Origin of the sequence: Gillisia sp. Hel_I_29 (genome assembly GCF_000744275.1) — a bacterium.
GTDB lineage: Bacteria > Bacteroidota > Bacteroidia > Flavobacteriales > Flavobacteriaceae > Gillisia.
Map to the genome: position 1 here is coordinate 1,729,262 of NZ_JQLP01000005.1, position 26,556 is coordinate 1,755,817.

At 35.6% G+C, this 26,556-nt stretch carries 24 protein-coding genes; 7 read left to right on the forward strand and 17 right to left on the reverse strand.

Features of this window, described 5'->3' with window-relative positions; genetic code table 11:
* Complete coding sequence (locus P163_RS13005; RefSeq protein ID WP_034892019.1) at positions 1-1,935, forward strand: TonB-dependent receptor plug domain-containing protein; 1,935 nt, start codon at positions 1-3, stop codon at positions 1,933-1,935.
* Between the two features lie 74 nt (positions 1,936-2,009).
* Here P163_RS13005 and P163_RS13010 read toward each other — a convergent pair whose 3' ends face one another.
* Positions 2,010-3,467, reverse strand: coding sequence for a S41 family peptidase (locus P163_RS13010; RefSeq protein WP_034892022.1), 1,458 nt, complete (start codon positions 3,465-3,467; stop codon positions 2,010-2,012).
* A 119-nt stretch (positions 3,468-3,586) separates the two neighbouring features.
* Between P163_RS13010 and P163_RS13015 the strand changes: the two genes are divergently transcribed.
* Genes P163_RS13015 through P163_RS13030 form a run of 4 tightly spaced genes read left to right on the forward strand, consistent with a single transcriptional unit; the run spans position 3,587 to position 5,628 of the window.
* The gene (locus P163_RS13015) at positions 3,587-4,096 is read left to right on the forward strand and encodes an RNA polymerase sigma factor (protein WP_034892026.1); all 510 of its coding nucleotides are present in this window, start codon (positions 3,587-3,589) and stop codon (positions 4,094-4,096) included.
* Positions 4,083-4,544 (forward strand): hypothetical protein, encoded by a 462-nt coding sequence (locus P163_RS13020; protein ID WP_034892029.1) that lies wholly within the window; start codon positions 4,083-4,085, stop codon positions 4,542-4,544. Before P163_RS13015 ends, P163_RS13020 begins: the two co-directional genes overlap by 14 nt.
* Before the next feature lie 11 nt (positions 4,545-4,555).
* Positions 4,556-5,083 carry a DUF4252 domain-containing protein gene (locus P163_RS13025; protein WP_034892032.1) on the forward strand — a complete coding sequence of 176 codons (528 nt, stop codon included), beginning with the start codon at positions 4,556-4,558 and terminating at the stop codon, positions 5,081-5,083.
* A gap of 2 nt (positions 5,084-5,085) precedes the next feature.
* Complete coding sequence (locus P163_RS13030) at positions 5,086-5,628, forward strand: DUF4252 domain-containing protein (RefSeq protein WP_034892035.1); 543 nt, start codon at positions 5,086-5,088, stop codon at positions 5,626-5,628.
* Positions 5,629-5,708: 80 nt separating this feature from the next.
* Here P163_RS13030 and purB read toward each other — a convergent pair whose 3' ends face one another.
* Positions 5,709-7,046 carry an adenylosuccinate lyase gene (gene purB, locus P163_RS13035; protein ID WP_034892038.1) on the reverse strand — a complete coding sequence of 446 codons (1,338 nt, stop codon included), beginning with the start codon at positions 7,044-7,046 and terminating at the stop codon, positions 5,709-5,711.
* Between the two features lie 104 nt (positions 7,047-7,150).
* Complete coding sequence (locus P163_RS13040; protein ID WP_034892041.1) at positions 7,151-7,837, reverse strand: SIR2 family NAD-dependent protein deacylase; 687 nt, start codon at positions 7,835-7,837, stop codon at positions 7,151-7,153.
* Between the two features lie 352 nt (positions 7,838-8,189).
* On the opposite strand from P163_RS13040, the gene P163_RS13045 reads away from it, so the two are divergent.
* Positions 8,190-9,521, forward strand: a complete 1,332-nt coding sequence (locus P163_RS13045) for a site-specific integrase (protein ID WP_034892044.1) — start codon at positions 8,190-8,192, stop codon at positions 9,519-9,521.
* 413 nt (positions 9,522-9,934) lie between these two features.
* Positions 9,935-10,078, forward strand: a complete 144-nt coding sequence (locus P163_RS18340) for a hypothetical protein (RefSeq protein WP_156100706.1) — start codon at positions 9,935-9,937, stop codon at positions 10,076-10,078.
* A 267-nt stretch (positions 10,079-10,345) separates the two neighbouring features.
* Here P163_RS18340 and P163_RS13050 read toward each other — a convergent pair whose 3' ends face one another.
* Genes P163_RS13050 through P163_RS13115 form a run of 14 tightly spaced genes read right to left on the reverse strand, consistent with a single transcriptional unit; the run spans position 10,346 to position 26,546 of the window.
* Positions 10,346-11,599 carry an MFS transporter gene (locus tag P163_RS13050; protein WP_051931244.1) on the reverse strand — a complete coding sequence of 418 codons (1,254 nt, stop codon included), beginning with the start codon at positions 11,597-11,599 and terminating at the stop codon, positions 10,346-10,348.
* Entirely contained in the window at positions 11,600-13,702 is a 2,103-nt protein-coding gene (locus P163_RS13055) for a copper-translocating P-type ATPase (RefSeq protein ID WP_034892048.1), read from the reverse strand.
* Positions 13,703-13,720: 18 nt separating this feature from the next.
* Positions 13,721-14,014 carry a hypothetical protein gene (locus P163_RS13060; protein ID WP_009778877.1) on the reverse strand — a complete coding sequence of 98 codons (294 nt, stop codon included), beginning with the start codon at positions 14,012-14,014 and terminating at the stop codon, positions 13,721-13,723.
* Positions 14,011-14,655 (reverse strand): hypothetical protein, encoded by a 645-nt coding sequence (locus P163_RS13065; protein ID WP_034892055.1) that lies wholly within the window; start codon positions 14,653-14,655, stop codon positions 14,011-14,013. Before P163_RS13065 ends, P163_RS13060 begins: the two co-directional genes overlap by 4 nt.
* On the reverse strand, positions 14,652-15,545 hold the full coding sequence (locus P163_RS13070) for a ribose-phosphate pyrophosphokinase (RefSeq protein WP_034886808.1): 894 nt from the start codon (positions 15,543-15,545) through the stop codon (positions 14,652-14,654). The genes P163_RS13065 and P163_RS13070 overlap by 4 nt, the downstream gene beginning before the upstream one ends.
* A 6-nt stretch (positions 15,546-15,551) precedes the next feature.
* Complete coding sequence (locus tag P163_RS13075; protein ID WP_034892059.1) at positions 15,552-17,054, reverse strand: thymidine phosphorylase family protein; 1,503 nt, start codon at positions 17,052-17,054, stop codon at positions 15,552-15,554.
* Positions 17,055-17,082: 28 nt separating this feature from the next.
* Positions 17,083-18,459, reverse strand: a complete 1,377-nt coding sequence (locus P163_RS13080) for an MBL fold metallo-hydrolase RNA specificity domain-containing protein (protein WP_034892063.1) — start codon at positions 18,457-18,459, stop codon at positions 17,083-17,085.
* A gap of 14 nt (positions 18,460-18,473) precedes the next feature.
* Positions 18,474-18,728 (reverse strand): hypothetical protein, encoded by a 255-nt coding sequence (locus P163_RS13085; protein WP_034892066.1) that lies wholly within the window; start codon positions 18,726-18,728, stop codon positions 18,474-18,476.
* Between the two features lie 41 nt (positions 18,729-18,769).
* Entirely contained in the window at positions 18,770-19,612 is an 843-nt protein-coding gene (locus P163_RS13090; protein ID WP_034892069.1) for a restriction endonuclease, read from the reverse strand.
* A gap of 2 nt (positions 19,613-19,614) precedes the next feature.
* Positions 19,615-20,445, reverse strand: a complete 831-nt coding sequence (locus tag P163_RS13095; RefSeq protein WP_034892072.1) for a universal stress protein — start codon at positions 20,443-20,445, stop codon at positions 19,615-19,617.
* 18 nt (positions 20,446-20,463) lie between these two features.
* Entirely contained in the window at positions 20,464-21,459 is a 996-nt protein-coding gene (locus P163_RS13100) for a 2-hydroxyacid dehydrogenase (protein ID WP_034892076.1), read from the reverse strand.
* Between the two features lie 10 nt (positions 21,460-21,469).
* Positions 21,470-22,738, reverse strand: a complete 1,269-nt coding sequence (locus P163_RS13105; RefSeq protein WP_034892080.1) for an MgtC/SapB family protein — start codon at positions 22,736-22,738, stop codon at positions 21,470-21,472.
* A gap of 35 nt (positions 22,739-22,773) precedes the next feature.
* Positions 22,774-25,119, reverse strand: a complete 2,346-nt coding sequence (locus tag P163_RS13110; RefSeq protein ID WP_081891336.1) for a glycosyltransferase — start codon at positions 25,117-25,119, stop codon at positions 22,774-22,776.
* The gene (locus P163_RS13115) at positions 25,116-26,546 is read right to left on the reverse strand and encodes a cupin domain-containing protein (protein WP_316930077.1); all 1,431 of its coding nucleotides are present in this window, start codon (positions 26,544-26,546) and stop codon (positions 25,116-25,118) included. The genes P163_RS13110 and P163_RS13115 overlap by 4 nt, the downstream gene beginning before the upstream one ends.
* Positions 26,547-26,556 lie beyond the last annotated feature (10 nt).

Here is a 26,556-nt window from a genome sequence, read left to right on the forward strand (position 1 = left end):
ATGTTTAAAAAACTATGGGTATGCAGTGCATTGTTATGCACCGGTTTGTCTTTCGCACAACAAACCAAAATCGAATCTTTAGACAGCGTAGTGCTAATAGATTCAAAATTTGAACTGAAACGTGAGAATAGTGGTAAGGTAGTTACCAAAATTTCAGCTAAAGATTTAGAGAAAAGCGCCGGGCTAACCATTCCGGATCTAATTAACAAGGTTTCCGGAATTGAGATTAATGGAACTAGAAGCACCGATGGTCAGAATCTTGGTTATTATGTTCGAGGAGGAAGAAACAGACAGGTATTAATTTTGGTAGATGGGGTTCAATTAAGTGATCCATCTTCTATCGCAAATGATTTTGACCTTCGATTATTACCGTTGGATCAAGTAGCTTCAATAGAAATTGTAAAAGGAGCGTCTAGTACCTTGTATGGCTCTGGAGCTGCAACCGCAGTTATCAATATTACGACTAAGACTCCAAAAGATAAAAAGATATCGCTACAGTTACAATCTACTCTGGGTACCAATCAATCGCAAAATGATCAAGATTATGATATAGCACAATTTGATAATTCTGTTGGTGTAAGCGGAAAGTTATCTAAGTTCGATTATCAGGTAAATTTTAGCAACAGATATTCAGAAAATATGTCTTCTATAAATTCTGAAGATGAAACTGTTCAATTTGAAGATGATCCTTTTTCAAAATACAATGTATATGCAAGGCTTGGTTATAAAATAAGCGATCAGTTGAAGTTCTATTTCTACGGGAATTATGATAAATTCAATGCAGATTATGACGATTCTTTTATGTATGCTGATGCGAATAATGAGTTGGAAAGTAGACAAGTTAGAACAGGAAGCCACTGGGTAGCCACCTATAAGAATGGAAGTTTCATTTTTAGTGATAGCTATACCGAGTCTAAAAGGCAAATATTCTCAGATTATCCAAGTAAATATGATAGCAAGGTGTACGCTTTTGATGCTTACAATAAATATGTTTTTAACGATAAGTTTCATACCGTACTTGGTGTAAATGGAGTGTTTAGTAGTTTTAACAGCTATAGTATTCCTTTTGGAGAATCAAATTTTAAACAAACGGTAAGTGAAGATGTAGCAGATTTTGATATTGTAGATCCCTATGTAAATGTGGTCTATATTTCTGGAACTGGGCTTAACGTTAATGCCGGTACGAGGTTGAATATTCACAGCGAATATGGGTCTAATTTGGTGTACAGCCTTAATCCTTCTTACTCTTTTAAACTAGGTGCTAATTCATTAAAAGCGTTAACTTCTTACAGTACGGCATATATAACTCCTTCGCTTTATCAGTTATTTGACAGCAGCTATGGGAATACAGAACTCGATCCAGAGGAAAGTAGCACCTTTGAAATTGGTTTAGAATTGAATACCAACGCTTTTAATATGAATTACAGTTTGGTTTACTTCAATAGAAATACCAAGAATTTCATAGATTTTGTAACAGTAGATCCTGAAAATTATATTTCTGAATATCAGAATATCGGGGAAGAGTTTAATGCAAGCGGACTAGAATTTGAATTTAGTTTAGATCCAATTGAAAATTTAAGTCTTACTGGTAATTATACCTATACCAAAGCGGAAGAGCGCTTTGCTCTTAGAATTCCTGAGCATAAGATCAACCTAAAGGCAGGGTATCAAATTTCAGATAAAAGTTATACTTCTTTAAGTTATCAATTCAATGACGACAGAACCGATAATTTTTACAATAATGAAACTTTTGCTAATGAAACCGTGGTATTAGAAAGTTATGGAATTTTAGACTTTTATTATAGCCATCAAGTGAGCGATCATCTAAAAGTTTTTGCAGGAGTAGATAATATCTTTAATACTGAATTTCAAGAACTTTATAGATATACTACTAGAGGTAGAAATGCACGTTTAGGAATTGCGCTTAATTTTTAAGCTTTAAATCTCAATATAAAAAAAGGGTTCTGAAATTTCAGAACCCTTTTTACATTGTAAATATGTATTGTTAACTATTCAGAAACTTTTCCTGGAAGTACATCAATATACATTCTTTGATAATTCAAGTCATTCATGCTGCTTTCTGCAACAGGATCAAATAATTTATAATCTCTAGAAATCGATCTTCTATTACCTTGAATAACGTCTAAAGCAGCTTTAAGTAGTGGCTCATTTGCGTCTCCAAGTACACCTAGATTTTCAATATCTTCAAAGATCTCGATATCTGGGATTAGACCATCTACATAATCTGAAACTCCGTTTGCATTTGCAGATTTTAATACTAAAGGTTGCATAGCGTAAGTATGCTTTGGATTTGCATTAGCTCTTCCAAAATTTGAAGAATCATATAAGGTTACAGAGGCTTGGAATTTACCAGTAGTAGTTCCACCAACTTGTACCACGTCTATGTAAGGATCTAGTCCGTTAATAATAAGTTCACTTGCAGAAGCTGTTCTATCTGTAGTTAAAACAAATAATCTAGTTAGATTAAGGCTATTGATCATCTCTCCATTGGTAATGGTAGTATTAAATTTGTTCAATAATCTTTCTGGTTCTGTACTCTCGAAATAATCTTGATAATCTTTATTCCATTGTTCTTTAGAAAAGATCTGTCCAGGGAATTGTCCGGTGATCATAGAAGCAAGATCTGTAGCAGTTCTTACAGATCCACCACCATCATATCTAAGGTCTAAAACTAATTCTTTAACTCCTTCAGCTTTAAATTGCCCAAAAGCAGCATTTAATTCCGGATCATAATCTGATACAAAACTGTTATACATTAAATAACCAACTTTTTGTCCTGCTACCTCTAAGGTTTTAGCAATAAAAATTGGGTTCGCATTGTACTCACGCTGGGTAAGATCTGCAGTAACCCCATTTTCAGAAATATTGCTCTCAGACAATGTAGCAAATCCTAATGTGTAAGAATTTTGATTTAATAAACCCTGATAGTTAGAAACGGTAAGTTGTTGTCCGTCTATTTGAGTAAAGATATCTCCTCTTTTAACTCCGGCTTCAGAAGCAGATGTATTTGGCTGTACATAACGTACATAACCAAAGATATCATTAGAAGTTGCAGAAAATCTTACCAAACCATAAGACATTCCGGTAGTTGTACTAATACCGCTAAAGGTTTTTTCTAATTCCACATAATCATCAACTAAAAAGCTAAATCTATCTTGAGGAGCTGTAAGGCCATCGTAAAAAAGATCTTCAGGAGTGTCATAATTATCTAAAAAATCATCTCTATCTTCTGTACTGGCAAAATAATTATCTCCTAATTGAGCTACATCAGCCTTATAAAGATAAATCTCATTAAGTCCACGATAGATAAATCTTTCTACCGTAAGATCTTTAGGTTCTCCCGGTTCTGGTGTAATAGATTGTGGAGAATCATTATTATCATCAGAACAAGCGGTTAAAGCACCAATTAAGAATAAGGTTAAAAGGGGGCGTTTAAAAATTTTCATAGTTTTTTTGTTGTATATAATAAGTTTCTAAAAGTAATTAAAAAGTGTAAATTAAAAAATTGTAACAAAAGTAATTCTGATTCGTCGTAGTAATAAGAGGGCTAATACAAACTAACCAAATGAACCAAAGAACCTTTTTGAGATTAATAGATCCCATTCAGGATAAGATATATCGATTGGCACTTCGATTGCTAACCTCTAAAGAATCTGCTCAAGATGCTTCTCAAGAAATAATATTAAAATTATGGAATCATAACAATAAACTCAAGGATTATGCCAATATAGAGGCATTTGTAATGACTATGACAAAAAATTACTGCTTAGATCAGTTAAAATCTAAACAAAATAGCAATGTAAAAATAGTTCATAATAATTATGAAAGTCGAGAGAAGAGTTCTTATGAGCAATTAGAGATCAAAGATGAATTTGAGCATATCGATAAAATTTTGGATGCACTACCTCATCAACAAAAGCTGATCTTTCAACTAAGAGATGTTGAACAATATGAATACGAGGAGATATCAAAAATCACAAAAATGAATGAAACTGCCATTAGAGTTGCACTTTCAAGAGTTAGAAAAAAAATAAGAGAAGAACTACTTAAAACACATCGCTATGGAATTAACTAAAATTGAAGCGTTACTTATAAAGTATGATGATGGAGCAACAAATCTTGAAGAAGAGATAGTACTAAAAGAATATTTCGCCAAGGGAGATGTGCCAGAACAATGGAGCGCTTATGGTGTTATGTTCGCTCATATGAAAAAAGCCAAGGATCTAAGGTTGGAAAATTCTTCTAAGATATCTTCGAAGATCAAAAATAATAGATCTAAATATGCTCTTGTAGGAATAGCTGCAAGTTTGGCACTTGCTTTGGGAGTATTTTTCTACGAGGATGACAATCATGAAAATTTAGTTTCTAGTACAGATTATGGAACCATTGAAGATCCTGAAGAAGCATACCTTAAAACCAAACAAACGTTACAGATGATTTCTGAAGTTTTTAATAATGGGAAAGAAGATCTGGGGTACATAAAAGAATTTAATAATACAAAAGATAAATTTATAAACGAGTAAATCAAAAAACGATGAAAAAAATAATTTTATTAGTAGCAATAGCTTTAGTCTCTTTAGTAAGTAATGCTCAAAACTTTCAGAAGTATGAGAGTATGAAAGATGTAGATGCTATGGTGATGACCAGTAAGATGTTTAAACTTCTTGCTAAGGTAGATCTTAATTCTACAGATCCGCAAGCTCAACAATATATCAATCTTATCGAGCATTTAAAGGAAATTAAGATGTATACCACAAATAAGCAAACCATTAGAAGCCAAATGGCAACAGATGTATCTTCTTATTTAAGCAAAGGATCTCTAGAGCAATTAATGAGAGTTAATGAAGATGGTAAAAATATTAAATTCTATTCTAAGCCGGGAAGAAATGAAAATTTTGTGAGCGAACTTTTTATGTTTATGGAAGGAGAGAAAGATGGTAAACCTATCTCCGTAATTTTAAGCATCACTGGTGATATAGATCTTACACAATTATCTAAGCTAGCCACAGATCTTAAAGTTCCAGGAGCTGAAGAATTAAAAAAAGTAAATAAAAAATCTTAAGTATGAAAACTTTTAAATTTATAGGTTTAGCAGTGGTAGCTGTAATGATGGTTTCTTGTAACAGCAATCAGAGCCTACAGGAATATTATGTAGATAACCAGGGAGATAAAGAATTTGTAGCAGTAGATGTTCCCACCAGTTTGTTTGCCAATACCGAAGCTCTAAACGAAGATCAAAAGAGAACGTTAGAAACGGTTAAAAAAGTAAACGTAATCGCCATTCCTAAAAAACCTGAAAATCAAGAAAAGATTAACATCGAAAAAAATAATATTTCTAAAATCTTGAAAGATGAAAAATATCAGCTTTTAATGAAATTTGGTGGCTCTAGTACCAAATTAGAGGTGTATTTTACAGGTAATGAAGAAGCTGTAGATGAAATTATAGTTTATGGATATAATGATGAGAAAGGAATGGGTATAGCCAGGGTTTTAGGAGACAATATGAATCCTAGTGATATTTTGAATCTTGTTAGTTCTATGCAAAAGGGCGATATAAATATGAGTGGTTTAAAAGAAATTACGGGCATCTTTGCAGATAAATCTTAAGCTAGATAACCATATTATAATTTAAAAAGCCCCGAAATATGATCTGTTTCGGGGCTTTTTAATAGATGTGATCTAGCTATTTAGATTCCAGTATAATTTTGTGGAGTTATAGTTTTCAATTCTTCTTTTACGCTTTCTTCTACTTCTAAGGTTTCAATAAAATTAGCCATGCTTTCTTTATTTATAGCCTCATTAGTACGTGTAAGTCCTTTTAAAGCTTCATAAGGATTTGCATAGCCTTCTCGTCTTAATATAGTTTGAATTGCTTCTGCTACTACAGCCCAGTTATTCTCCAGATCGCCCTGAATTTTTGCTTCATTCAATAAAAGTTTATTTAATCCCTTTAATGTAGATTGGAAAGCGATAAGTGTATGCCCTATTGGAACACCTATATTTCTTAATACAGTACTATCTGTTAGATCTCGCTGTAATCTGCTTACCGGTAGCTTTGCAGAAAGATGTTCGAACAAAGCATTCGCTATTCCTAGATTTCCTTCACTATTTTCAAAATCTATCGGATTAACTTTATGCGGCATCGCAGAAGATCCTACTTCTCCTTTTTTTATCTTTTGTTTGAAATAATCCATAGATACATAAGTCCAAAAGTCTCGATCTAGGTCTATTAAGATTGTATTTATTCTCTTTAAAGCATCAAAAAGAGCCGCCATGTTATCATAATGCTCAATTTGCGTGGTTGGAAAAGAGTGATCTAATTTCAAAGTTTTTTCCACAAAGTCAGATCCAAAAGATTTCCAATCTATAGCTGGATAGGCTACGTGATGTGCATTATAATTTCCTGTTGCTCCACCAAATTTAGCAGAGTTAGGGATTATTTTAAGTTGTTTTAATTGAGCGTTAAGCCTAGTAACATACACTTCCATTTCTTTACCAAGACGTGTAGGAGAAGCAGGTTGACCATGCGTTCTTGCTAGTAAAGGAATATTTTTCCAGTCTACGCTAAGATCATTAATTTTTTCAATAATCTCGTTAAGAACCGGTAGGTAAACATTTTCTATAGATTCTTTTAAACTTAATGGAACTGCTGTATTATTTATATCTTGAGATGTAAGACCAAAATGAATGAACTCCTTGTACTGTTGTAATCCAAGTTGATCAAACCTATCTTTAATAAAGTATTCTACAGCCTTAACATCATGATTTGTGGTGCTCTCGATCTCTTTTACCGCTTCTGCATCAGTACTAGAAAAATTTAAGTAAATATTTCTTAACTCTGAAAAGATATCTGAATTTACAGTTTTTAACTGAGGTAAAGGTAAGGTACAAAGCGCGATGAAATATTCAATTTCAACTCTTACTCTATATTTGATAAGAGCTTCTTCGCTAAAATAAATTACAAGGTCTTTGGTTTTTTGAGAATATCTACCATCAATAGGTGAGATTGCTGTAAGCGGCGTCATTTTTAATGATTTAAAATTGAAAGGTTAAAGATAGCGCTTTAAGCAATTCTAAGCTTACAGATTTTATTATTTTAAAGGAAAACTTTTTTATAAAAATAAGTTTCTTACTCAGCTTCAGCTAAAAGTCTTTTCGATAATTCAGGAACCCCTAGTGCAGCTTTTTCTTTAATAATTTCAAGATATTTACTAGGATATACGGCAGGATTTGGATCTATAAAGTAAATAGGGATTTTAGCAGGTGAAAAATCTAGTAGTGCTGCTGCAGGATAAACCTGCATGGAAGTGCCTACAATTATTAATATATCTGCCTCTTCTGTAATCTCTATAGCATGTTGCAGTTTTGGAACCGGTTCTCCAAACCAAACCACATGTGGTCTTAATTGATGATTAAATTCACAAAAATCTCCTACATTAAGATCTGTTTTCCAATCCATTACCAGATCTTCATCAAAAGTACTTCTTACTTTTAAAAGTTCTCCATGCAGATGAGTTACATTAGAACTGCCAGCTCTTTCATGCAGGTCATCTATGTTTTGCGTTATAATGTGAACATTATATTTTTCTTCTAGATCTCGCAATGCATTATGAGCTGCATTAGGTTCAACTTCTAAAAGTTGTTTTCTTCTAAGATTGTAGAAGTTAAGTACATTTTCTTGATCTCTAGCCCAACCTTCTGGAGAAGCAACATCCATAACATTATGGCCTTCCCAAAGACCATCGACATCTCTAAAAGTTTTGATTCCGCTTTCTGCACTAATTCCAGCGCCGGTTAATACTACAATATTTTTCATGAGGATAGAAGGTAATTGACATTTGAAGGAATCAAAGTATAACTTTTAATTTTATAATCCAATGAAATATGAATAGGCGTAAAGTGAAGAAAATAAAAAAACCGCTTAAAATTTATATTTTAAGCGGTTTTGAAGTAGCGAGAACGAGATTTGAACTCGTGACCTCCGGGTTATGAACATCGACAAGTAGTTATTCAAAATAGATTAAAAACCGTTAAAATATATGATTATCAGTTAAATACGTAATTTTTGCAATCAATTGAATTCTGTTAAAATCAAGTGATTCTGTACTTATTCTGTACTAGTTTATAAACTAATTATTTATCTTTATAAAGTTCAAAATTAAATAGTTATGGCTAGCATAAAGATAGTTTTAAGGAAGAATATGATTCGAAAAGATGGAAGAATTCCTTTAGCACTGAGAATTAGTGAGAATTATAAAACTAATTACAAGTGGCTCGGACAATATGTTTTTGAGAAAGATTGGGATAACAATGCTGGAATGGCTAAGAAAAGTCATCCAAACTCGCAACAGCTCAACATTTTTTTAATGAAGAAAATGGTTGAGGCTAATAACCTATTTTTCCACTCTGAAGATCGTGTTACTCCAAAACAGATCAAGCAAAAATTAAAGGGAGCCAGGGGGCAAAAATCATTTTTTGAATTAGCGGCTGAACGTATAATGGAAAAATATGAGAGGGGGATATTCTCAGTTGCAAAAGGTGATTTATCTATACTGTATAATATTGAAGAATTTTTAAACTTTAAAAGGACTAAAAGGAAGTCAGCGATCATTGAGGATATAAAGGAACGCAGATTGAAACGTATCAGTAATGCTCGTCGTAATAAATATGTATGGATGGATGGGGTAGAGCATTTCAAAAAAAGTAAAGCTCTTTCTTTTAGAGATATCGATGAAGTATTCATTAATAAATACAAAACCTTTTGCTATTCTTATTTAGGACAAAAAACCAGAACTATTACTAATCAGCTTATTTTAATTAGAACCCTGTTTAATTTAGCAATTAAGCAAGGAATTATTGATCAAAAATATTATCCTTTTGCCGGAGATAAGGAAAAAATTAGAATTGGTTCTGGTAATAAAGTAGGACTTAGCGTAGAAGAGGTTGAGAAAATTGAACAGTTGAAATTGGAGGAAAATACTTCTATCTGGCATACGCACAACATATGGTTATTTTCTTTTTATTTCGCAGGAATTCGTATTTCCGATGTGGTTAAAATGAAGTGGTCTGATTTTAAGGACGATCGTCTTTATTATGTGATGAACAAAAATGAAAAAGCACTCAGCCTTAAAATTCCTTTGAAAGCGGAAAAAATTTTAAATTATTACAAAAAGGAGAAAAACCTTAATAAAGGTTTTGTATTCCCCTTTTTAAGAAATACCAATCCTAAGGATGCTGAACAAATTTATATAAAAACAAAAAGTGCTACGAAGGTTTTTAATAAATGCTTAAAGCTAATTGCCACGGAATGTGGAATCGAAAAAAACTTATCTAATCACATTGCTAGGCATAGCTTTGGTAATATTGCTGGCGATCGAATTCATCCATTAATGTTACAAAAGCTCTATCGTCATAGTGATTTAAAAACTACCTTGAATTATCAAGCTAATTTTATGCACCGGGATGCTGATGAAGCACTTGATGAAGTTATTAATTTTTAAATTTATATGGATTAAAAGTCTGTAATAACATGATTTATGATGGTTAATCAACCGTTGATAAATATCTGACATTTGGTAATACCAAGTTTATAACCAGAAGGTCTCTCGAGTCCAAGTCCCTCTACTGGCATTGACAAGGTTTCAAGAAATTGAAATCTTTTTTTTGGACTGGGTACAACATTTTTTGAAAGTCCGAATTCCCTGAAATTTAATATTAATTAAAATTATTCAGAATAAAACCTTATGATAACCGGGATAAATATGGTCGCCATAGCCCAGACTTGGTTATTTCGTTTTATCAAATATTGTGGTGAAGTGACTACAGAATGAACTTTATATTTTAATTGATATTATTAAGATTATTCTATTGTGCCTATCGCAGCTTTGAGACCTTTAGAGGGAAATCCCTATTAGTGAATCCCGCTGATACAGACCGTAAAGGAAAGGAGCAATACACCACAAATGACAGGATGGACACTCAGCTCATTAGTCGGAAACTTATAGACGGTCGTCTGGATAGTATTACTATACGTAATATAGAGCGCGAGGAATTGTGAAGTCTTTTCCGTCGTAGTATTGAACTGATTCTTATGAAATTGGGGTGATATTACAATATAAATAAATAGCTAAAATCAGAATAGTAAAAGTTTGTACCACAAAAAACGTAGGTGACCAATTAGGATCACATTTTTTAGCAGATGGACGGACTTATTTCACCAATCAGAGTGATGCTGATGGCGCTCTGGAACTGCCTTAAAAAATTAAATGATTATGAGATAATAAAAATTTAAATATATTTTTAAGAAACAAGATTATTGCTTTTCTTAGGATACTTTGTTGTCTTGTCCTATTTTAGTTGTTTTACTATTAAAGCTTTTATAAAAATAAAGTAATCCAATGGCGGTCAATATAATGATGCCGGCAATAATAAAGGGAAAATAAAACCCACCTGTAATAAGCCAAGTCCCTATAACCGGACCTAAAATTTGTCCCACACTATTTGCCGATGTTTGGATAGAAATATTGCTGCCCGCATTTTCTTTTGAAAGTTGGGAAACAGCTGAAAGTAGGTTTGGGGTCACCATAGCACCTCCTGCGGCGAATATGATGATTAATAAATAGACGGCAAATTCATTATTAAAAAATGGGAATGCAATCATTGAAATTCCTGAAATAAACAACCCGGCTGCAATTTGCTGCTTTGCCGTTAATAGTTTTTCCCCATAGGTTGCAAATACTGGCTGTAATACGGCCATTACCACTCCACAAAGCATAAAGCCAATGCCTATTTGATTACTAGAAAATAACAACTCATTTTTTCCGTAAATTGAAAAAACCGTTTCGAAGAGGGTAATTACGAATTGCATTACAAAAGAAAGCAGTAATAGGACAGTAAAGAACCTACTAAAGCTAAAGCTCAATTTTTGTGCTTCTGAAACAAACCGACTTATAGGTGTTGTGTTCCCAAGCCATTTTATGAGTATGCTCAATATAACAAAACCCAAAAGAGCAACCAGGAGAAAGGGGATTGAAAAGCGATCCAAATGTAATATTCCCAAGGAATACTTGAAATGTAGATTGGTTTGGGATAGAAGGCTACCTAAAACAGGGCCAAAAATAACCCCTGAACTTATCGCTACCCCAGACCAGGCCATAACCTTGGTCCTGTGCTTTATAGAAGTGATATCACTAAGATATGCATTACTAACGGGAATTACAGCTGATGTAAAAATACCTCCGAAGATTCTAGCTATATAGAGCATCGTCAATGATGTAGCAAGACCGGTAAGTAATTGCATAATTACAAAGCCGATTAGCCCAACAATGATAATGGGCTTACGTCCGTATTTATCGGATAGCCTGCCCCAGAGTACAACGAAAAGAAGCTGGAAGAGCGGATAAATACTGGTCAAAAAACCAATATGAAAGTTAATCGAATCAGTATCTAGGTTATCTCCTAAAGCTAATCTTTCGGTATAGTAGGGAAGGGTTGGCAATAAAATACCATAACCCAACATCACTACAAATAAACTCAACAGGATTAAAGATATCCTGTTGAGTTTTTCTTTTCTTTCCATCTATTTTTTACCGATTTTTCGCTTTAATAATTGCGCATTAATAGCTACTATAATCGTACTTAAACTCATAAATACCGCACCAACCGCAGGACCTAAAACAAAGCCTGAAGAATATAATACACCGGCTGCTAAAGGAATAGCCACGACATTATATCCTGTAGCCCACACAAGGTTCTGGATCATTTTATTGTAGGTAGCCTTGCCGAAAAGAATCAGGTTAGCAATATCTTGCGGATTGCTGTTTACCAAAATAATATCCGCGGTTTCAGCGGCCACGTCAGTACCTGAACCAACGGCAATACCAACATCAGCTTTTGCAAGTGCAGGCGCATCGTTTACACCATCGCCAGTCATAGCCACAAATTCTCCTTTGTTTTGTAACTTTTCTACAATTTCTACCTTTTGATGTGGCAGCACTTCAGCATAGTAACCATCCAAGCCAAGCTTATCACTTACAGCTTTGGCTGTTTTTTCGTTATCTCCTGTTGCCATCAAAACTTTAATGTTATTCTTTTTAAAGACTTTTATGGCTTCGGCAGATTCTGGTCGTATTTCATCGGCAAGAGCAATGTAACCAGCTAATTTTCCATCAATCAATACAAAAACAACTGTTTCAGCGGCATCACTGTATGCGTCTTCGGGAATAGTGATTTTTTCATCCCTTAAAAAACCAGGACTAACCACTTTTACTTGCTTACCTTCTACATTGGCCTCAACGCCTTTACCTGTAATTGCATTAAAGTTTTCAGGCTTTGGGATGGTCATATTATCTTCTTTGACTTTTTTAATAATACCTACGGCGATAGGATGTTCCGAACTTTGTTCCAATGCACTCGAAAGCCTTAAAATTTCTTCAGATGAATAAGTTTCGCTAACAGACTCAATTCGAGTAACGCCAAAATCGCCTTTGGTCAATGTTCCCGTTTTATCAAACAATAAAGCTGATATTTTTCGGGATTCTTCAAAAGCTGTCCTATTTCGAATTAATAACCCGTTTTGAGCTGAAACAGCAGTAGAAATAGCAACCACAAGTGGTATGGCAAGACCTAATGCGTGTGGACAAGCAATAACCATAACGGTAACCATTCTTTCTAAAGCATAGACAAACGGAAAGCCTAAAATCAACCATACTGCTAATGTTCCAAAACCAATAGCCAAAGCGATATAGGTTAACCATTTTGCAGCCCTATCTGAAAGGTTTTGCATCTTGGATTTGGTTTTTTGTGCTTCTTCAACCATTTTGATAACCTTGTTGAGATAGCTATCCTTTCCAGTATGTTCAACTTTTACTTTTAAGGTACTATTGCCATTTACCGAACCACCAATAACCTTATCGTTTTCATCTTTTTTTACAGGTTTAGATTCACCTGTGAGCATAGATTCATTTAGGTAACTGGAACCGTCTACTATTATTCCGTCAGCCGGAACTTTTTCACCTGGTTTTACCAAAATCACATCATCCTTCAGTAAATCTTCAAGAGGGATGTCTTCTATGATGTCGCCTTTTACCCTATGCGCTTCTGCAGGCATCATACTCACCAACAACTGTAAGGCTTTTGACGCACCTAACACACTTTTCATTTCTATCCAATGGCCAAGCAACATTATGGATATAAGTGTTGATAGTTCCCAGAAAAAGTCTTCACCTCTTAAACCAAAAACGGTAGCAGTACTATAAAAATATGCTACAGAAATTGCCATAGAAATCAAAGTCATCATTCCTGGTGCACCTTTTTTGACTTCAGACCAAAACCCTTTTAAAAATGGCCAACCACCATAAAAATATACAACAGTGGAAAGTGCAAAAAGGATATATGGATTTCCTGGAAGTAAAAATTCATAACCAAAAAATTCCTGAATCATTGGCGAGAAAAACAATATGGGAATGGTAAGCACAAGTGTTACCCAAAACCGTTTTCTAAAGTCTGCAATCATCATTTTATGATGGTCGTGACCCATTTGACCGTGTCCCGGATTGTGACCTGAATGGTCTCCATCTCCATGATTCATTTTAGAATGGTCTGCTTTTTTTTGTTTTTTCTTAGAGTGGTCCATTTTTGAATGGTCCATTTCTTCGTGATTGTGGTGTTCGTGATTTTCCATTATTGTCTTGTTTAAGTGTTATCGTAATTTTTTTCTCATTGCTTCCGATATGTTTTCGGCATAGACGCCATAAGCATCTACTAAAAGACCTTTAAGCTCTTTTTTGGAAGATATTGCATATAAAATGCTGTTATCATCGGTACTGCTCATTCCTTCAAAGCGATATATTTTATCCACTTTAAAATCTTCTGGTCGAATCTCAATTTTCAGGGAAGCACATTCCAGACATTCAGGTTTTAAGTTGAAATCATAAGGGTATTCGTTTGTCTGCAAATCGTTAATAGCTTCTGAAAGGGTGTTATAATTTTTCATTTATAAGTCATTGTAAAATAACTGTTGTCTTCTTCGGTAAATTTTTGAAAGGTCAATAGACCTTGTGCATTTAATTTCTCGTTAACAGTATAATTGAGTTGCTTAATGCGAATTCCCAAGGCATAGGCCTTAATGTTAATTTTTGAATTAATATTATTTTCGCTATTATTAAATTTTCGGTCGTAAATTTTTATGGTACTTTTTGAGCCAAAAAAATTCAACAAGCCCGAATCAAAACTCATTTCTAATTCTATATCTTCAATATTGTCCAAATCATAGAGGTCTTTAAATTTTTTAGAGGTGGTATTAATTTCGGTCTCCTTTGATTTTGGGCTGGAAAACGGGAAAGCCATTACCATTATACTTGCTTCATCAGGCTTGCAACGATAAGTTGTGGTGTATTTATCGGTCGATTTTTTGTCTTCATCGAACAATTCCGTAACCACCTCAATTTCATAGTATCCATTTTTCTTTATTGTTTCACCAGCTTCAAAAGTTTGTTTGTTTAAAAAAGAGCCTTCTTCATCAAAATTTTCTCGAACAACAACTCTACCTGAAATCTGCCCAATAAGCATTTCAGTTTGTCCAGTCATTGTGATGCTGAATAAAGTGATTAGTACTATAAAGCCTTGTTTTTTCATATATGGTGCATTAATTTTTTTACCTCTTTTGCCATAATATCACTTAAATCTATTCCATTTGAAGAGTGTGGGATGGTATTACAAGTCACTATTTTTTCTACTCCGGAATCCAATAAATCTTGATAGGCGTTTCCTGAAAAAACGGCGTGAATGCCTACACAAATAGGTGGTTTCATTCCTGCTTTTTTAAGATGTTGTACGGTTTCAATCATTGTTCGGGCTGTGGAAATAATATCATCTACCAAAATGGGTGTAGCATCTTTATATATATCCACATCGGGAACAGAGACTTCTACATCACGGTCACCGTGACGCACCTTTTGTAATACCGTAAATGGTGCTCCTGCATTTTTGGCGACTTCTGATACCCATTGTTCACTTTCAGAATCAGGTCCGATAAGTACCGGGTTTTCGATATTTTCTTTAATCCATTCTGAAATTGCGTCGGCAGCGTGAATCACTTTATTTGGAATTTGATACACTTCTCCCAACGAACTAATTCTGTGCAAGTGAGGGTCAACCGTGGTAATGCTATCGGCAAAACCTGATATCAATTTTCCGAAGAAACCAGAAGTCACTCCTTCACCTTCATTAAATACTTTGTCCTGCCGCATATACGCCAAATAGGGTGCTACCAAACAGGTACACATTGCCCCCAATGATTTGGCTGTGTGACTTAAAAAATAAAGCGGCAACAGTTTTTCATCCGGTTCGTGTAAGGTGCATACCAGTACCACACATTTATCTTTAACATCAGATAATATACGTGTGTACGATTCCCCATCAGGAAAATTACGCAAAGTGGCTTTGCCCACTTCAGCATCCATTTTTGTAGCCATAAGTTCTGTGAGTTCTTCATTTCCGGGAAGACTGAATAATATTGTTTTCATAGTTTTTTAAATTATAGTTAGGATGTCGTTATGGTTGTTTTTATATTCCAAGGCATAGTTAAGTTCACCTTTGGATTCAGCATATATAGTATAAAGCAATTGGTTTTCCTCAATGGGTTTTCCCAGATGAACATTTAGAAGAATCCCTGCCGATTTAGATTGTGGTGCTCCAGAAAGCTTGGCCAGTTTTGCAATTTTACGGTTATCAATTCGTTGCAAAACGCCTGACTTTTCAGCTTTAATTTCAATTTTATAAGGTGCTAAAACTGGTTTTGAAAATTGACCTTGCGCCTTACAAATGGCTACGAATTTTTCATATGCTTTTCCAGATTTGAGAATTTTATGTGCGGTTTCCTGTCCCTTTCCTTTTTCTACTTTTCCAGAAAGTTCTAATAGTTCAGTAGCTAAAAGCAATGCTCTTTCTGTTAAGTCTTTAGGTGCATCTTCCTCATTTTTCAAAACTTTTAATATATCTATGGCTTCTAAAGTTGGACCGATACCCCTTCCAACAGGCTGCGTGCCATCCGTAACTACAACTTTTACATTCAACCCAACAGCAGTTCCAACGGTTTCCATATGATTTTTTAGTTTTTCTGCCATTTCGGTACTGCGAACCTTGGCGGTTTCTCCCACGGGAATATCAATGACCACGTGAGTAGAACCAGCTGCTGCCTTTTTAGAGAGTACTGAAGCGATGAGCTGACCTTCGCTATCAATATCCAAGGCTTTTTCAATTTTAATGAGCACATCATCGGCAGGACTTAACTGCGCTGTACCGCCCCAAACAAAACATCCGCCTTCTTTTTCTACTACGGTCTTTATTTCCTCGGAAGAGAGCGTAACATTGGTCAGTACTTCCATTGTATCTGCTGTGCCTGCTGGCGAAGTGATTGCCCGTGAGGATGTTTTTGGCATAGTAAGCCCATACGCGGCAACAATGGCAACTACCAATGGTGTTGTCCTATTGCCAGGCAATCCGCCAATACAATGTTTGTCGACCACGATATCCTTGTTCCAGTTCAGTTGCTTTCCGGAAGCAATCATTGCTTTCGTTAGGTCGGATATTTCATCAATATCCATTCGGTCGCCAGCACAGGCAGTAATAAATGCCGAAAGGTGGATGTTGGAATAATCGCCTTCCACGATATCGGTTATGATGTTGTTATAGGCCTTATAATCCAGTTTTTTGTTATAGATTTTTGCCCTGACGTGGCTTAAGGATTCAATAGGCTCTAAATGGGAAACATATAATGTATCGTTTGGGGAAACATTGAGTTTTTTCGCAGCAGCATCTGATAGTCCGATTTCATTAGGCAACAGAATATCAGAATTCAGGACATTAAGACTTGCTACGATTGATGTATTTGCATTGGATATTCTTATTCGGGTAAGTGCCTCAAACCCTTCTGAAATACAGACGTGGCAATCTTCGCGCATATACACTACATTTTCGTTTTGGGTATAGATTCCGAGATGTTTATATTTTAATATGTTTGAGTGTGTGTCCATATTTTATTGGTTGTTGTGATTTTTCGATTTATTCTATTTCTTCGATGGTGTATAATTGCGGAATTTCTGCATCCCACCCATAGGTTTCCTTGATGCCTTTTTGCAATGCTTCTGCACTCTCTTTTTCACCGTGTACAATGAAAATACGTTCGGGTTTGTTTTTTATCTTATCCATCCAGTCCATAAGTTCTGCGTGGTCTGCGTGTGCCGAAAGCCCTTCAATTTCTACTACTTGCATTTTAAACGGCACCCATTTTCCATATACTTTTAATTCTTTTTCACCTTCCAATAATTTTCTGCCACGAGTGCCTTCAGCTTGATAGCCTACAAAAAGTAAGGTGTTATTTGGATTTTGTGCCTGTGTTTCAAGATAGTTTAGCATTCTTCCGCCTGTGAGCATTCCGCTTCCTGCAATCACGATTTTTGGTTTGTTATCTGTTCTTAATTCCATTGTTTCACGATAACTGCTAACAACTGTAAAGTGTGAGCACATTTCGTCACATTCGTTGTCTTCTAATCTGTGCCAATCCCGAGTTCTATGAAACAGTTCCAATACGTTGGCACCCATTGGACTATCCATAATCATTTGTACTTTGGGAATTTTGTGCTCTTTCAGTAATTTCCAAAAAATAAGCATCATCAATTGGGCACGTTCTACCGAAAAGCTTGGGATAAACAGGCTGCCACCTCTATTGATGGTGTCATTTACCAATTTTTCAATCAGTGGAAGTGCTTCCATTTCATCTGGATGAAACCTTCCTCCATAAGTAGATTCTATAAAAAGCACATCTGCTCTTTTTGGTTTCAGGGGTGGATAAAGCAATAAATCACTGGTTCTTCCAATATCTCCTGAAAAGACAAAACGCTTTCCTTCAACATCCAGCTCGATGAATGTAGCACCAAGAATATGTCCGTTGTATTGGAAGCGAGCCCTAATACCATCAAATAACGGAATCCATTGTGATTGTGGAATTCCTTTAAAGTGTGGGATAGTTTTTTCTACATCCTTTAAATCGTAAAGCGGTTCTGCGGGACTATGTTTGGAATAGCCTTCCTTATTGGCACGTTCGGCTTCTTGCTCCTGTATTTTTGCACTATCATTCAAAATGATTTTTGCAATGTCCAAAGTAGGATTCGTACCATAAATGGGACCATTGAAGCCTTGTTTTACCAATCTGGGTAAATAACCTGTATGGTCCATATGACCGTGGGTAAGCAAAACAGCATCAATATCACCTACATTAACAGGTGGGTACTCCCAGTTTTTAAGGCGTAATTCCTTTAACCCTTGGAAGAGGCCACAGTCTATAAGTATCTTTCTATCTCCTGTATCCACCAAATATTTTGAGCCAGTCACGGTGCCTGCCGCTCCCAAAAAGTGGATGTTTATTTTTTTGTTTTTCATCGTTATAGTATTTATTAATGTCCACCACAACAGGAAGGCGTATTTCCTTTGTCTTGGTTCGATTTGCTCAATTCCGCTATTTCGTTATATAGATTGCGGGAATCCTCTTTTATTACGAGTGCCAACTTCTTTACGGATTTAGGCTCGAAGTGTACCATACCCAATAATATTTCGAGGGCTTCTTCAAGTAGTTTAGAATCATCTTCCAATGCTTGGTAAAATGGCTCTAAATCTATGTTGCCCTGTTTTTGCAATTCTTCAGTTTTCATTTGTATTATTTTTAAAAATTAGTAATTATTCATTATTTGAATTAATGGGATCTACATAATTCTCTTGAATCTTCGAGTATCTTATTTTGCCTTAGCTTACTGATACCCATTTGTTCCAAAAAGTCTGGATTTTCGTGTAGCTCCTTGCAGAGTATGATGCCTTGATCCAATAATTTTGTTTTTTCAGCTTTGGTAAGTGTTGTTAAAGCGGTTAAGGGATGTAGCCCAGATTTATCTATTCTGTCCTTGAGACCATTTCCTCTTGGATAATCCCAACTGCTTAAAAGCATTCCAACACATTTCCCGTACTGAATGGCATCGGTTGTGAAACGCGTATTGGTGTACACAGCTCCTTTATGAAGTTTAGCCTCGTGACCTTTTTGGTGTTCCCATTGCTTTTCTACGTCCAAAAACCGTGAATGGATATATAATGGGATTTTTACATTACAAAATCTGCCTTGGTCGCTATGGTATTTGCATTCAATCATATAGTGTTTGTTTTCTTTTTGGGCGATAACATCAACTTCGTGCTGTACACAATTACCTTGAACAATAACTCCCACATTTGTGCTAAAGCCTTCCATCTCTAAAATCTTACCAACAAATTTTTCAAAAGGAAATCCTGATGGCCCTAATTCCATTATCGCTTTTTTTAGCTTGTATTTTGAGGCACTTACACGAGATTTTCGTTTTAGCATCTTGAAAGCCAACTGATAGATTTTTTTGGTTGTCATTCCTTCTTCAATCTGCTCTTGTACTTTCCAGGCTATATCTTGAATAATATCCTCATCTGCCCGTGAACGCCGCAGGGAGTTGATGAGTTTGTTTACATCAAAGGCTTCGTACTCACCAGAGTATTTTTTTATTAAGACTGATTTATTCATTGTTACATTTTAATAGTCATTACTGGTAATTCGGAGTGATTGGTTACACCCTCTGCGATGCTTTTAGAGAATAAGCTTAAAAAGCCTGTACGTCCGTGAGTACACATTGCGATTAAATCGGCATTTTTATATCGTAAATAATTGTTTATCCCTGTTTCTACGTCTGGTTCGTTATATACATTCATTGAGAAGTTATCCAAATCGGGGAATTTTTTCAGGAACTCCTTGATGGGATCCAACCCTTGTTCTATACTGTTAAAATCGGTCTGAGTATTGACCCTCAATAAATGGATATGTGCGCCGCATTTTTCAGCAATCGAAATAACTTGCTTAAATGCATCGCTTACATCTTGAAGAAAATCTGAAACAAAAACGATATCCTTAAAAGGAAAGGATACTTCTTCATCCTTGACTACAACAACTGGTACATCAGCTTTCCTAACAATTTTTTCTACGTTGCTTCCCATTAACTCACGTATACCGCCTCGGGTGCCACTACTTCCCGTAACTATAAAATCGTGATGAAAATGACCCGAATGTTTAAGGATATTTGCCTGACCACCATCAAATTCAAGAAAAGTCCTGCATTCAAGGCCTTGTCGTTCTGCTTTTTTCTCCAGTTCTCTCAGGTAGGCTTTTGCGATGCCTATTTGCTTTACTGTTTCTGGGTACTGTTTTTCTTTTTGTTTATCCAACTTTACCCATTCTACCGGGGTTTTCATCAAATGGAAAAAATGGATTTCGGAATTGTAAAGCTTTGCCATTTCAATTCCGAGTTCTTCTGCTTTATTGCAATTTTTTGAAAAGTCTGTTGGTACGAGTATGTTTTTCATAATATTTGTTTTTAACTATTAATTAATGCTAATTTCATTTCCAGAAGGTTTTTGTTTTTCAAAACAATCCAGATTATATATTGTGGTTTCAGCAATATTTGTCAATGCAGTTTCGGTTAAAAAGGCCTGATGACTGGTAATTAAAACATTATTAAAAGTCATTAAGCGTGCAATGACATCGTCTTGCAAAATGTCATCGGAATGGTCTTCAAAGAACAATCCTTCTTCTTCCTCATACACATCTATTCCGAAATACCCAATTTTTTTAGTTTTCAATCCTTCGATAACAGCTTTGGTATCGACCAATCCACCACGACTTGTATTGATAAGCATTACGCCTTGCTTCATTAATGAAATATGTTTTGCATCAATCAAGTGTTTCGTTGAAGACGTTAGTGGTACGTGTAAGCTTATGATATCGGACTGCTTACAAATAGTTTCACAATTGGTATAGATTACATTGTAAAACTTGATTAAATTTTCATCCTCAATGACATCCTGAACAAGTATTTTACAACCAAAACCGTGTAGTATTTTTACCAATACAGACCCAATTTTTCCTGTTCCAATCACGCCGACGGTTTTTCCATTGAGGTCGAAGCCGGTAAGACCGTTCAATGAGAAATTCTGGTCACGAACCCTGTTGTGTGCTTTAATCAATTTTCGGTTTAATGCAAGTATGAGCGCCATTGTATGCTCTGCAATGGCATAAGGGGAATAGGCTGGAACACGTGCCACCTTCATATCCAGTTCAGCTGCTTTTGCTAAATCCACGTGATTGAATCCTGCTGAACGCAGAGCAATATATTTTATGCCAAAAGCATTGAATTTTTCAAGAATGTGTGCCGAGGCATCATCGCCCGTAAATAGACTTACTGCTTTAGAACCCGTTGCGAGAATAGCAGTTTCTTCAGTTAAACGACTCTCAAGCAGCTTTAATTGATGCTTGCCATCATTCGCTTTTACGAGATACGGCTCTTCAAACTTATGCGTGCTGAATACTGTTGTTTTCATTTCACTTTTTTTAATTTCCTAACTGTATTAAAATATATACTAACCCTACGATGACAACAGTTCCAAAAATTAGCATCACGAGTTTCCCGGTCTTTTTAGAACCTTTGAAATAGGTAATACCAAGTTTTACAATCATATTGCTTATGGTTGCTGTTATAATGACATTGGTGGCCAGCGTGAGTTTTTCTTCCAATGACCCAAATTTTGCCATACTAATAGTTATTGCATCCGTATCTGCCAATCCTGCAATTAGGGCTGAATAGTATAAACCGCTTTCGCCAAAAAATTGATTTCCATAAAAAACTGCAAACAGGATGACCACATAAATACCACCAAACCCAAGGGCGTTCCAAATATTGAGCGGATTACCCAGATTGATAGCTGTTTTTGTGACATCTGTATTCTTTTTGATGAATAAGAGTGCGCTTATCAAGCAGATAAGGGTAAGAATAGTAAATGGAATGACTAAATTTAAAAGTATGGCACTATTGAAAATATAGGCCAGAATCGCAAGTCTGGGAAACATAATTGCGGAAGCTATAATGATACCCGCAGCATATTCTTTTGAAAGTTCTGGCGATTCCTTACTTCGCGAAGCATATATCCAAGCTACTGCGGTACTTGAAATCAATCCGCCTAAAATAGCAGTGAGCAGAATACCACGTTTAGAACCTACATATTTTACAAGAAAGTAACCAATGAAATTCAGAAATGACACTATCACTATTATCGCTCCAATCTCAAAAGGGTTAAGTAATCCCTCTGGACCATAATCTTGATTTGGTAAGAAAGGCAAAATAAGAAGCGCAATAATTGAAAACTTAATAAAAGCAAAGAGCTCTTCAGAAGTAATATTCTTAATGAATGTATTAAAGGTCGTTTTCAATGATAACAGCGTAACCACGACTACTGCGGTCGCAACTGCTTCCTTATGCAAATGATTGGCAACCATAACACCCAAAATTAGCGTAGCGAACAAGGCCATATTGGTGGTAATACCAGTCATAATATGCTTTTGTACTATGGAAAGATGACTCAACGCCAAAAACAAGAGAAATGCTACCGCAATAATAATGACCAACCAAGGTGTGTAAGCTGTCGTAAGGTTGCCTAATATAAAACCGATGATTGCGACAATTGGGAAGGTTCTTATGCCTGCAAAGCCTTGTTCTTCCTTCAATTTATCGTATTCACGTTCCAACCCAAGAATAAGGCCAATGCCCAGACTGATGAGCAGTCCAAGGATGAAAGGGTTGATATTTTTAAAGGCCTCGGTCATAACTACTTTTTTATTGCTTGGTAGGATTAAAATCGCTAACTGTTTGATACATTTCGTTCTATTTTTAAACTTTTACCGATGCACTTTTCTTGGATGATCTTTTTGCCACGTTTTGAAGCCGAGTCCATCTTTAAACTTAAATCTAATTTATTTTCTTTAAGACCAACCTCCAAAGGGTAACCCTCAACAACTAAACGCGCCATTACGTAGCACAAGCTGGATTCCGCACCTTGATTTATATTAATATTTTCTTTTTCAAGACCATCATAACAGGCCCCATTAACAGGGTTGTACATAATTTGCTTGAGATGGTTATTGCCTAAAAACCAATTAAATGCGGTATGAAGCTGTTTGGAGTATTTCTTTTTATGGGTAACTTTACAGAATAGGTCCAATGAAAGAATGGTATAAGCCACCTCAATGGGTTGTTCGCCGTGAAAGGTACGTTTGTTTCTTTTGTGAAACCATCCGTCATTAGAAATGACTTTAATTTGCCCTTTCATAAAATATTGTGATAATAAAAAGTCAAAAGTAGTTTCGGCAACGTCCTTGTATTTTTTATTTTTTGTGATTAGCCAAGCATAAAAAAGCGCTTCTGGCAATATACTATTGGCATAGGTCAGGTAATCTTCAAACCATTCCCATTTTTTATCACTGGTAATATTAAAAATGCGCAAGAGCTCTTGGGCCAATGTATCTGCTAACTGATTATATTGGGTTTTAGGCTCATTTTCTTGATAATAATAAAGTCCTTTTAATATAAAGCCAATGGCTCGTGGGGATTTGAAATCCGCTACATTTCGTATGACGTTTTTAAAACAGTTTTCTGCTTTGGCTACTAAACTTTTTGGCAGGTTTTCTGTATCAGACAATACATAGCCAAGTGCCCAAATGGCCCTGCCATTGGAATCTTCCAGGTTCACTTCGGTATTCTGATTGGTAAATTGCTTTTCATAATCCACATAATTATAGAACAGTCCATCGTCCTGTTGGCAAAACACAATAAAGTCCATATAAATTTCAATGAGCCGCAGGACTTTGTCATTTCTTTTTTTCTTATAATACATAAGCATTGCTATAAGCGCCCTTGCATTATCATCAAGTGTATAACCAAAAGACGTATCCGGGACACTAAAATTTGAAAATTGAAGCATCCCAAAGTCAGTAGTCATATCTTCAATATGGTCTGTTTTTATGGGTGGTAAACTAAAATCCAAAGAATTATTATGTTGCAAATAATCCTGAAAAATATCGGAATAGGAAATGGCTACATTTTCCCAACTAAAAGCACGCATTTTAATAAAGGCATTTTTCCCCATTGATGTTGCTATGAACGGTTGTTCCAACAAATCGATAACAGCGTCGCTAATTTCTATGGGATCTTCAAAATCATTCAATAAAATACCAGTACTGGGATCAAGACATTCTTTGGAATGGGGAATAGGTGTTGATATAACGGGGTTTCCGCAACTCATGGCATAAGCAAAAGTGCCGCTAACGGCCTGGTTGGGATCTTTAGATGAGAATAAGTAAACATCGGATAAGGATAGGTATTCCAACAACCTGGTAAGTTCCAAATATTCGTTTATAAAAATGACATGGTCTTTAATATCTAAATCATCGACTATTGTTAAAAGCGCATTTCTATATGTTTCGCCTTCTCTCTTTATTATATCAGGATGTGTTTTGCCTAAAACCAGATAAACTGTGTTAGGGAATTTTTGGAGTATTTTTGGCAATGCACGAAGTGCTGTTTCTATATTTTTATTCTCACTTAATAAACCAAATGTGGAGAGCACATTTTTATTTTGAAAGCCATATCTATTTTTAAGCCGTTGTTTTTCTTTCCATAGTACAATATGGGTGCCATGGGGTATGACAGCTAATTTGTTAGTATCAATATGATAATCACTTTCTAGTATTTCTGCGGATTTATTGGTAAGAACGATCAGTTTCTCGGAAAGATCACCCAACGCTTGCACTATTTTAGTTCTTTTTTCATCTGGATTGGGTAGCACGGTATGAAACACACAAGAAATAGGGATGTCTAACTTTAGTAGAAAAGCCACCAAATGGCTACCGTAGTCACCTCCAAACAGCCCAAACTCGTGTTGTATACAAACCATTCCAATATCGTCCCTTTCATTTAACTTATTGGCTACCTGGAAAAAGGAATTTAACTCTTGGGCATCTATTTTATATTTAACTTCCTCTGGATAATCATTGGCGTCGCAGCACTCATTTTCCAGAGCACAAACCTCGATCTCTATGGTTGAGCCAAAGCATCTTTTCAAAGCCCGTATCAAATCTTGTGAAAAAGTAGCAATACCGCACTCGCGTGGAGGATATGAGCAAACAAATAAAATTTTATTATTTTTCATGATATAGCTGTTTTTTTTAATTCATTCAATAATAGTTGTAGGCTTACTTTAGCTACCGCCGTATGTTTGTCGGCCGCTCCATAATAGATATGAAGGTCGTCCCCGAACAATGCGGTCCCGGTAGGAAATACCACATGATCTACAACACCAAGCAGTTCCCATTCTTCGGTAGGGGAAAATAAGGGATAGGGCAATCGCCCAATTACTTTTATAGGGTCTTCAATATCCAGTAACGCAGCGGCGGCGTGATAGGTCTTTCCAATGTGGGTTTCACAAACTCCGTGGTAAATCATCAGCCAACCATCCTTTGTTTCTATGGGAGGGCATCCGGCACCGAGATAATTCACTTCAAAATCGTAGAACGGATCCATAAGAATATGATCGTGAAGGTTCTTTATATGATTTTCCCAAAATTCTTTGGTAAGGTTTTCCCACTTTTCAAACTGTACTATTTGTATTCCTGGCCATATACGGTGGAGCATTACAAATTTACCGTTGATTTTTTTGGGGAACAGGACAATGTCCTTATCCCTCAGATACCTATGTTTTTCATCTGCCAATCCAATTTGTGCAAACAAGTTGTAGTAATAATAATACTTTGGATTCAATCTTTCCTGATTACAATGCTCCAAATGGTATTTATATTCTTTGTAGGTAATGAATGGTGTGATTATCCCCTTTTTCTCAAAATGTTTCAGGTCTTTTGAAGTTGCCAAAGCACCCATGGCATTTACCCCATCATAGGCGGTATAGGATAAATAAAAGGTATCTTCAATTTTAACAATACGAGCATCTTCCACACCATGTTTTTCATAATCAAAATCACGAGTTATTAACGGGCTTGATTTCCTTTCTATGAGATCTAAATGCTCATTGGTTTTGGCATATCCAATAGTAGAGTAATTGCCATCTTCCACCGCACGGTAAAAGATATGCACCTCTTCACCTTCTTGAAATATTCCAGGGTTTAAAACCCCATTGCTCTCAAATTTCAATTTAGTGGGACTGAGCAGTATCCCTTTTTTCTCTATGGGTATTCTGGTATTAATTTGATGTGTATGTTCCATATTGTAATATTTATTTGGGTCTTCCCTGTTGTATTTGTCCTTTAGCCTGACAATATCGTTTTCATCAAAATTTCCAAAAGCAATTTCAAGTACACTTACAGAAGAATCAGATGTTTTTATTTGATGTACGGTTTCCTTCGGGATAAAAAATTCGTCCCCTTTATGGCCAACTTTGGTATTGTCGCCAATTACGAAAGTTCCCGTTCCATCTATTACTCTCCAGAATTCTTCCCTGTTATGGTGAAACTGTAGACTTAGCTCTTCGTTTGGATTAACCGTAAGTATTTTTACGGTGCTAATCTCGTTATGGGTAAAGCGTTCAAAGTTTCCCCAAGGTCTTTCCTCTATGTATGTTTTCATTTTTCTCGTT

What these genes read in the sequence shown, in the direction of transcription:
- P163_RS13070 (WP_034886808.1), bottom strand. Translation starts at nt 15,545, where the DNA reads ATGAAAACAATATTATTCAGTCTTCCCGGAAATGAAGAACTCACAGAA.
- P163_RS13115 (WP_316930077.1), bottom strand. Translation starts at nt 26,546, where the DNA reads ATGAAAACATACATAGAGGAAAGACCTTGGGGAAACTTTGAACGCTTT.
- P163_RS13095 (WP_034892072.1), bottom strand. Translation starts at nt 20,445, where the DNA reads ATGAAAAACATACTCGTACCAACAGACTTTTCAAAAAATTGCAATAAA.
- purB (WP_034892038.1), bottom strand. Translation starts at nt 7,046, where the DNA reads ATGACGCCGCTTACAGCAATCTCACCTATTGATGGTAGATATTCTCAA.
- P163_RS13105 (WP_034892080.1), bottom strand. Translation starts at nt 22,738, where the DNA reads ATGACCGAGGCCTTTAAAAATATCAACCCTTTCATCCTTGGACTGCTC.
- P163_RS13010 (WP_034892022.1), bottom strand. Translation starts at nt 3,467, where the DNA reads ATGAAAATTTTTAAACGCCCCCTTTTAACCTTATTCTTAATTGGTGCT.
- P163_RS13040 (WP_034892041.1), bottom strand. Translation starts at nt 7,837, where the DNA reads ATGAAAAATATTGTAGTATTAACCGGCGCTGGAATTAGTGCAGAAAGC.
- P163_RS13080 (WP_034892063.1), bottom strand. Translation starts at nt 18,459, where the DNA reads ATGAAAAACAAAAAAATAAACATCCACTTTTTGGGAGCGGCAGGCACC.
- P163_RS13060 (WP_009778877.1), bottom strand. Translation starts at nt 14,014, where the DNA reads ATGAAAAATTATAACACCCTTTCAGAAGCTATTAACGATTTGCAGACA.
- P163_RS13005 (WP_034892019.1), top strand. Translation starts at nt 1, where the DNA reads ATGTTTAAAAAACTATGGGTATGCAGTGCATTGTTATGCACCGGTTTG.
- P163_RS13100 (WP_034892076.1), bottom strand. Translation starts at nt 21,459, where the DNA reads ATGAAAACAACAGTATTCAGCACGCATAAGTTTGAAGAGCCGTATCTC.
- P163_RS13090 (WP_034892069.1), bottom strand. Translation starts at nt 19,612, where the DNA reads ATGAATAAATCAGTCTTAATAAAAAAATACTCTGGTGAGTACGAAGCC.
- P163_RS13075 (WP_034892059.1), bottom strand. Translation starts at nt 17,054, where the DNA reads ATGGACACACACTCAAACATATTAAAATATAAACATCTCGGAATCTAT.
- P163_RS13045 (WP_034892044.1), top strand. Translation starts at nt 8,190, where the DNA reads ATGGCTAGCATAAAGATAGTTTTAAGGAAGAATATGATTCGAAAAGAT.
- P163_RS13025 (WP_034892032.1), top strand. Translation starts at nt 4,556, where the DNA reads ATGAAAAAAATAATTTTATTAGTAGCAATAGCTTTAGTCTCTTTAGTA.
- P163_RS13015 (WP_034892026.1), top strand. Translation starts at nt 3,587, where the DNA reads ATGAACCAAAGAACCTTTTTGAGATTAATAGATCCCATTCAGGATAAG.
- P163_RS13065 (WP_034892055.1), bottom strand. Translation starts at nt 14,655, where the DNA reads ATGAAAAAACAAGGCTTTATAGTACTAATCACTTTATTCAGCATCACA.
- P163_RS13055 (WP_034892048.1), bottom strand. Translation starts at nt 13,702, where the DNA reads ATGGAAAATCACGAACACCACAATCACGAAGAAATGGACCATTCAAAA.
- P163_RS13085 (WP_034892066.1), bottom strand. Translation starts at nt 18,728, where the DNA reads ATGAAAACTGAAGAATTGCAAAAACAGGGCAACATAGATTTAGAGCCA.
- P163_RS13110 (WP_081891336.1), bottom strand. Translation starts at nt 25,119, where the DNA reads ATGAAAAATAATAAAATTTTATTTGTTTGCTCATATCCTCCACGCGAG.
- P163_RS13020 (WP_034892029.1), top strand. Translation starts at nt 4,083, where the DNA reads ATGGAATTAACTAAAATTGAAGCGTTACTTATAAAGTATGATGATGGA.
- P163_RS13030 (WP_034892035.1), top strand. Translation starts at nt 5,086, where the DNA reads ATGAAAACTTTTAAATTTATAGGTTTAGCAGTGGTAGCTGTAATGATG.
- P163_RS13050 (WP_051931244.1), bottom strand. Translation starts at nt 11,599, where the DNA reads ATGGAAAGAAAAGAAAAACTCAACAGGATATCTTTAATCCTGTTGAGT.